The sequence below is a fragment of the Sphingomonas sp. NPDC019816 genome, assembly GCF_050274375.1.
Classification (GTDB): Bacteria; Pseudomonadota; Alphaproteobacteria; order Sphingomonadales; family Sphingomonadaceae; genus Sphingomonas.
In genome coordinates, this window is record NZ_JBNNOB010000032.1 from 23,033 (window position 1) to 29,608 (window position 6,576).

Here is a 6,576-nt window from a genome sequence, read left to right on the forward strand (position 1 = left end):
AACAAAGACAGGAAGGGGCCAGCCATGGCATTGATCGCGATCCTCGCCGGTGACGGCATCGGCCCGGAAGTGACGGCGGAAGCGCGGCGCGTGCTGGAGGCGCTGGACCTGGGCCTGACCTTCGAGGAGGCCAAGGTCGGCGGGGCGGCTTACGAGGCGGCGGGCCATCCGCTGCCGCCCGAGACGCTGGAGGTGGCGGGCCGCGCCGATGCGCTGCTGTTCGGTGCAGTCGGCGATCCCCGTTTCGACACCCTGGAACGGGCGCACCGGCCGGAGCAGGCGATTCTTGGCCTGCGCAAGGCGTTCGGCCTGTTCGCGAACCTGCGCCCGGCGCGGCTGTTCGAGGGGCTGGAGGATGCCAGCTCGCTTCGCCCCGACATCGCGCGCCGCATCGACATGGTGATCGTGCGCGAGCTGACCGGCGATGTCTATTTCGGCGCGAAGGGCCGCGGCACCACCGAGGCGGGCCTGCGCGAAGGCCATGACCTGATGCGCTATGACGAGGAAGAGGTCGCGCGGATCGCGCGCGTCGGCTTCGAGACCGCGATGCGCCGCCGCCGCCGCCTGTTGTCGGTGGACAAGGCCAATGTACTGGAAACCTCGCAGCTGTGGCGTGACGTGGTGATCGAGGTGGCGAAGGATTACCCCGAGGTCGCGCTCGACCATATGTATGTCGACAATTGCGCGATGCAGCTGGTGCGCGATCCGGGTCAGTTCGACGTCATCCTGACCGGCAATCTGTTCGGCGACATCCTGTCGGATCAGGCGTCGATGTGCGCCGGCTCGATCGGCATGCTGCCCTCCGCCGCACTGGGTGCGACGGGCAAGGGGCTGTACGAGCCGATCCATGGCTCGGCCCCTGACATCGCGGGGCAGGGCAAGGCCAATCCGTGTGCGGCGATCCTGTCGTCGGCGATGATGCTGCGCCACTCGCTGGGGATGACGGAGGCGGCCGACCGCATCGACGCGGCGGTGGCGGGCGCGATCCGCGAGGGCGCGCGGACCGGCGATCTGGGCGGCAGCCTGTCGACCCGCGCCATGGCCGACGCGATCCTCGACCGACTCTGATCCGCATGGGCGCGCTCCTTGAACTCGCGGTCGTCATCCCGACCTTCAACGAGCGCGCCAATGTGCCCGTGCTCATCGCCAAGCTCGACCAGGCGCTGGCCGGGCGGCGGTGGGAGGCGATCTTCGTCGACGACAACAGCCCCGACGGCACCGCCGAGGCGGCGCGTGAGCTGGGCCGGGTCGATCCTCGCGTCCGGGTGATCCAGCGCATCGGGCGGCGCGGGCTGTCCTCCGCCTGTATCGAGGGGATGTGCGCCACCGCCGCGCCGATGGTCGCGGTGATCGACGGCGACCTTCAGCATGACGAGACGCTGCTCCCGAAGATGCTCGACCGGTTGCAGGCGGAAGGCGATCTTGATCTGGTGGTGGGCTCGCGCTTCGTCGATGGCGGCGGGACGGGCGACTGGGACCGCGACCGCGTCGCCAAGTCGGCCTTCGCCACCAGATTGTCGCAGCGGGTACTGAACGTGAACCTGTCCGACCCGATGAGTGGCTTCTTCATGGTCCGCACCGACATCGCGCGCGCCACGGTGCCGCATCTGTCGGGCATCGGCTTCAAGATCCTGCTCGACATCATGAGCGCCTCGCCGCGCCCCTTACGCGCCGCCGAGATGCCCTATGTCTTTCGCGTGCGGACCGAGGGCGAGTCGAAGCTCGACCATGTCGTGGCGATGGAATATCTGATCGCGCTGTACGACCGTCGCTTTGGCAAGGTGGTGCCGGTGCGCTTCGCCATGTTCTCGGCGATCGGGGTGCTGGGCGTGGGCGTGCACATGGCGGTCTTGAGCCTGTTCTTCGTGGCGTTGGGCGCGGGTTTCCTCGCCAGCCAGATCCTGGCGGTGGCGGCGGCGATGACGTTCAACTTCTTCCTGAACAACGCGCTGACCTATCGCGACCGGCGACTGCGTGGGCTCAAGCCGCTTCTCGATGGCTGGGTGTCCTTCTGTCTGGTCTGTTCGGTTGGAGCGGTCGCCAATGTCGGGGTCGCGGCCTTTCTGTACGATGCGCGCGCCAATGAATGGGCGGTATCGGCGCTGATCGGCGTGCTGATCGGCGCGGTGTGGAATTATGCGCTGTCGTCGCGGTTCGTGTGGGGGCGGTATTGAGGCTGGTATGTGGGCTTCGACGTCGCTCGGCCTGAACGGCTATTTTCCTGAATTCCGTTCAGCCTGAGCGAAGTCGAAGGCCAAGGGATTCCCTCACCGCCAATCCGCAAACCAGGCCCAGCGCAGGAAAGCCCTCGGCCCGCCCAGCGCCCCGGCCGTCAGGATCGGATAGAAATAGACGAACAGGCTGATCGCCGCGACCAGATAGACCTCGTCCCAATCGCGCAGCCAGCCGCGCCACCGGTCGATCGCCACCGCCAGCGCCACCGACAGCCAGATCGCCGGCAGGAAGTAATAATAGTAAAAGCCCAGCGACTTGGGGATGATGGCCCAGATCGCGAACCCGCCGATCCAAAGCGCGGCGGCGACGCTCAGCCGCACCTCGCGCGTCCGCAGCCAGCCCAGCGCACAGGCCGCCACCGCGACCAGTCCGCCCCACATCACCGCCGGATTGCCGAGCAGGAAAATCCCCCGCTGCGCCCCATCCGCGACTTCGTAGAAATACCAGATCGGCCGCCCGATGACGGGCCAGCTCCACCAGGCCGACTGATAGGCGTGCGGCGGTAGGATCTGGGTCTGGCGGGCATACATGTCGAGCTGGAATGGGATCAGCCGCGCCAGCGTCATCGGCTCGGACGCGTAGGAAAAGGCCGGCGCGAAGGTCGCGGCATAGGCGAGGCCGGCCGCCAGCCCGAGCAGTCCCCAGGCCGACCACCAACGCAACCCCGGCCAGCGCGACGGATCGCCGCGCTTCAGCAGGACGAAGCCGATCGCGGCATAGCCCAGATAGGGCACCGCCGCCCATTTGGTGCCGACCGCCAGCCCCAGCAGCACGGCCCCCAGCGTCCAGCGCCATCGGCTCTGGCCTGCGTCGCCGCGCATCGCCCAGCCCATGGCGGCGACCGCCAGCACGACGAAGGCCGCCATGAACCCGTCGAGCATGGCGATGCGCGCCTGCACCAGCACCACGAAATTGACGATGGTCAGCAGGCCCGCGACCGCCGCCGCGCGCGTCCGCCGTGTCATCAGCCAGACGATCGCGAACACGCCCCCGACGATCGCCGTCCCCGCCAGCGTCGACAGCGCGCGCCAGCCCAGCGGATTGTCGCCGAACACCAGCATCCCGGCGGCGATCAGCGTCTTGCCTAGCAACGGATGCTCGATATTCACCGGCCCCGACAGCGCCAGCAGCGTGCGCGCGGCGGGGACATAATGGACTTCGTCGAAGACCAGCGTGTGCGGGGTGGTGAGCCGCCAGCTGAAGATCGCCTGGGCGATGGCGAGCAGCGCGAACAGCGCCGGGGCCGGGCGGCTGAAGGGGGCGAGCAGACGGCGCATGGCCATGGTCATGGCGCTGGCGCGGCGATCGGGCAATGACTTTGGTGGCGGGGGCTCCTACCGCCGACGACATTGGGGGATGACGGAGGGTGGGGCCCTCCGTCATCACGACTGGCCGGCTTAGCGGACCGCCGCGGCCTGGTTGGCGACGATCGCGTCGCGCTGTTCCTGGCTCATCGCGCTGGCGTTGACGTCCGCCGCCTTGATCGCGTCGGCGCGGTCCTCGGCATAGTCGCGGGTGTTCTCGGCGCGCTTGTCGAGCATCTTGGCTTCGTTGCGCAGCGCGTCGGCCTGCGACTCCATGGTGTCGGCGCGGTTGTCCGCGGCGTTCTCGACACGGTCGGCCAGCTTGTCGGTGCCCTTGCTGTTGCAGGCCGACAGCGACACCACGCTGGCCGCCAGCAAAAGGCCGATACCCATCTTCGTCGTCATTCTCCCTGTTGCAGGTCGCGGGCATAACCGGATCGGGCCGATTTTCGTTCCGATCGTGTAACGGTGACAGTTGGGAGGGATGCTGTCCGCCATGATAGGCGGAATATCCTTGAACCCCGTGTCCCGGACCGGCAAATGGGCTGGCATGAAGCGTAAGACTGGCCAGGACCGTTCGATCACCAACCAATGGCGCCCCGCGACGCAGGCCGTACGCGGCGGCACCGCGCGGTCGGAATATGGCGAGACGTCCGAGGCGCTCTTCCTGACCTCGGGCTATTGCTATGACCGGGCGGGCGATGCGGCGGCGCGGTTCGCGGGCGAGCAGGAGGGGATGACCTATTCCCGCCTCCAGAACCCGACCGTCGAGATGCTGGAGCAGCGTATCGCGCTCCTCGAAGGGGCCGAGGCGTGCCGGACCATGGCGTCGGGTATGGCGGCGATGACTGCGGTGCTGCTCTGCCAGTTGCAGGCGGGCGACCATCTGGTCGGCGGGCGCGCGGCGTTCGGATCGTGCCGCTGGCTGACCGACACGCTGCTCCCTAAGTTCGGCATCGCCACCACCGTCGTCGATGCCCGCGATCCGCAGGCGTTCCTCGATGCGGTCCGCCCCGAGACGAAGGTCTTCTTCTTCGAAACCCCCGCCAATCCGACGATGGACGTCGCCGACCTGGAAGCGATCTGCGCCATAGCGCGCGAGCGCGGCATCACCACGGTCGTCGACAATGCCTTCGCGACCCCCGCGCTTCAGCGGCCGATGGACTTCGGCGCGGACGTCACCGCCTATTCGGCCACAAAGATGATGGACGGGCAGGGCCGCGTGCTGGCGGGCGCGGTGTGCGGTACGGAAGATTTCATCACCAACACGCTGCTGCCCTTCACCCGCAACACCGGCCCGACGCTGTCGGCCTTCAATGCCTGGGTGGTGTTGAAGGGGCTGGAGACGCTGGACCTGCGCATCCACCGCCAGTCGGAATCGGCGCTGAAGGTCGCGACCTTCCTGGAGGGCCGGGTGCCGCGCGTCCTGTGCCCGGCGCTGCCCAGCCATCCGCAGCACGAGCTGGCGATGCGCCAGATGAAGGCGGGGGGCAGCATCTTCGCGCTGGAACTCGATGGCGGTCGCGAACAGGCACATGGCCTGCTCGACGCGTTGGAGCTGATCGACATCTCCAACAATATCGGCGACTCGCGCTCGCTGATGACCCACCCGGCCTCGACCACCCATGCCGGTGTCGCCGAGGACAAGCGGGTCGAGATGGGCATCGGCGAGGGGATGCTGCGCCTGAATGTGGGGCTGGAGGATGCGGACGACCTGATCGACGATCTCGACCAGGCCCTGCGCGCCGTGGGTCTGTGAAGGCGCTCTTCTCCCATGCGCTGACCAGCGGGCCGGTGACGGTCCGCGTCTCGGTCAGCTATCTGCCCGAACAGTCCGAGCCGCAGCGCGGGCGCTGGTTCTGGGCCTATCATATCCGCATCGAGAATGACGGGGATCAGCCGGTGCAGCTGCTCACCCGCCGTTGGATCATCACCGATGGGCGCGGTGCGCGCCATTCGGTGGAGGGCGAAGGCGTGGTCGGCGAACAGCCGGTGATCCAGCCGGGTACCGCCTATGACTATGTCTCGGGTTGTCCGCTGGCGACGACCAGCGGGGCGATGCAGGGCAGCTACAAGATGGTCGGTGCGGACGGCGTGACCTTCGACGTCGCCATCCCGCATTTCGCGCTGATCGCGCCGGCGGTGGAATCGTGAAGCGCACGCACCTGCCGCTCAACGGCCTGCGCGTACTCGACGCGGCGGCGCGTCACCTGAGCTTCACCCGCGCCGCCGACGAATTGGCGGTAACCCCGGCGGCGGTGGGCCAGCAGATCCGTGCGCTGGAGGATACGCTGGGCGTCGTGCTGTTTCGTCGCACCACGCGCGGGCTGGAACTGACGCCCGAGGCCGAGGCGGGGCTGGGCTCGTTGCGCGCGGGTTTCCTGCAATTCGAGGATGCGGTGCGCGCGATGCAGGCGGGCCAGTCGTCCAAGTCGCTGACCATCGCCGCGCCGCGCGACGTGACCGAGAAATGGCTGATGCCGCGCCTCGCCGCCATTGCCGCCAGCGACCCCGATCTGCGCTTCTCGCTGATCGCGTCGGACGAAGGGCTGGACTTCACCGAAGCCAATCTCGACCTCGCCATCCGTTGGGGTGACGGGCCGGGCGGTCTGGAGGGCGAGGCGATCGAGTCGGACGGGATGATCCCCATCGGCCCGGCCGATGCCCCGCTGATCGCATGGCCCGGCGCACCGGAGGAGGGGGTGCCGTTGGTGCGTGTGACCGATGCGGGCCTCGCCATCGACGCGGTGGCGGCGGGGCTGGGCCGAGCGATCGTGCCGCAGCTGCTCGCCGAACGCGATCTGGCCGAGGGCCGAGTGGTGGCGACCGGCGAGGCGGTGCCGTCGCGCATGGGTTACTGGCTGGTCGCCCCGCTGCCGCAATGGCGCCAGCAAAAGGTCAAGGCGCTAGTCGAAGCGCTGGGGGGCTGATCCTCCCCGGAACGGGGAGGATTTCGGCTATGATAACAATGCCTTGCATTACTAAAAGCCCCTCCCCTTCAGGGGAGGGGTTGGGGTGGGGCTTCTCCACGAACGCC

General features: G+C 68.1%; 7 protein-coding genes. 5 read left to right on the forward strand and 2 right to left on the reverse strand.

All coding sequences use genetic code 11. The features are described 5' to 3' along the window. Positions 1–24: 24 nt before the first annotated feature. Both leuB and ACQKJZ_RS07240 read left to right on the forward strand, forming a co-directional pair. The gene (leuB, locus tag ACQKJZ_RS07235; protein WP_427730535.1) at positions 25–1,068 is read left to right on the forward strand and encodes a 3-isopropylmalate dehydrogenase; all 1,044 of its coding nucleotides are present in this window, start codon (positions 25–27) and stop codon (positions 1,066–1,068) included. Positions 1,069–1,073: 5 nt separating this feature from the next. Next, positions 1,074–2,174, forward strand: coding sequence for a glycosyltransferase family 2 protein (locus tag ACQKJZ_RS07240; protein ID WP_427730536.1), 1,101 nt, complete (start codon positions 1,074–1,076; stop codon positions 2,172–2,174). 93 nt (positions 2,175–2,267) lie between these two features. Here the strand turns inward: ACQKJZ_RS07240 and ACQKJZ_RS07245 are convergent, their stop codons facing one another. Beyond that, positions 2,268–3,512 carry a phospholipid carrier-dependent glycosyltransferase gene (locus ACQKJZ_RS07245; protein ID WP_427730537.1) on the reverse strand — a complete coding sequence of 415 codons (1,245 nt, stop codon included), beginning with the start codon at positions 3,510–3,512 and terminating at the stop codon, positions 2,268–2,270. A 120-nt stretch (positions 3,513–3,632) separates the two neighbouring features. Continuing rightward, complete coding sequence (locus tag ACQKJZ_RS07250) at positions 3,633–3,944, reverse strand: hypothetical protein (RefSeq protein ID WP_427730538.1); 312 nt, start codon at positions 3,942–3,944, stop codon at positions 3,633–3,635. Positions 3,945–4,089: 145 nt separating this feature from the next. Here ACQKJZ_RS07250 and ACQKJZ_RS07255 point away from each other — a divergent pair, with 145 nt between their 5' ends. Genes ACQKJZ_RS07255 through ACQKJZ_RS07265 form a run of 3 tightly spaced genes read left to right on the forward strand, consistent with a single transcriptional unit; the run spans position 4,090 to position 6,469 of the window. Continuing rightward, the gene (locus ACQKJZ_RS07255; protein ID WP_409789312.1) at positions 4,090–5,298 is read left to right on the forward strand and encodes a trans-sulfuration enzyme family protein; all 1,209 of its coding nucleotides are present in this window, start codon (positions 4,090–4,092) and stop codon (positions 5,296–5,298) included. Continuing rightward, positions 5,295–5,693, forward strand: coding sequence for a Co2+/Mg2+ efflux protein ApaG (gene apaG, locus ACQKJZ_RS07260; RefSeq protein WP_427730539.1), 399 nt, complete (start codon positions 5,295–5,297; stop codon positions 5,691–5,693). The genes ACQKJZ_RS07255 and apaG overlap by 4 nt, the downstream gene beginning before the upstream one ends. Then, on the forward strand, positions 5,690–6,469 hold the full coding sequence (locus ACQKJZ_RS07265) for a LysR family transcriptional regulator (protein WP_427730540.1): 780 nt from the start codon (positions 5,690–5,692) through the stop codon (positions 6,467–6,469). The genes apaG and ACQKJZ_RS07265 overlap by 4 nt, the downstream gene beginning before the upstream one ends. The last annotated feature ends 107 nt before the right edge of the window (positions 6,470–6,576 follow it).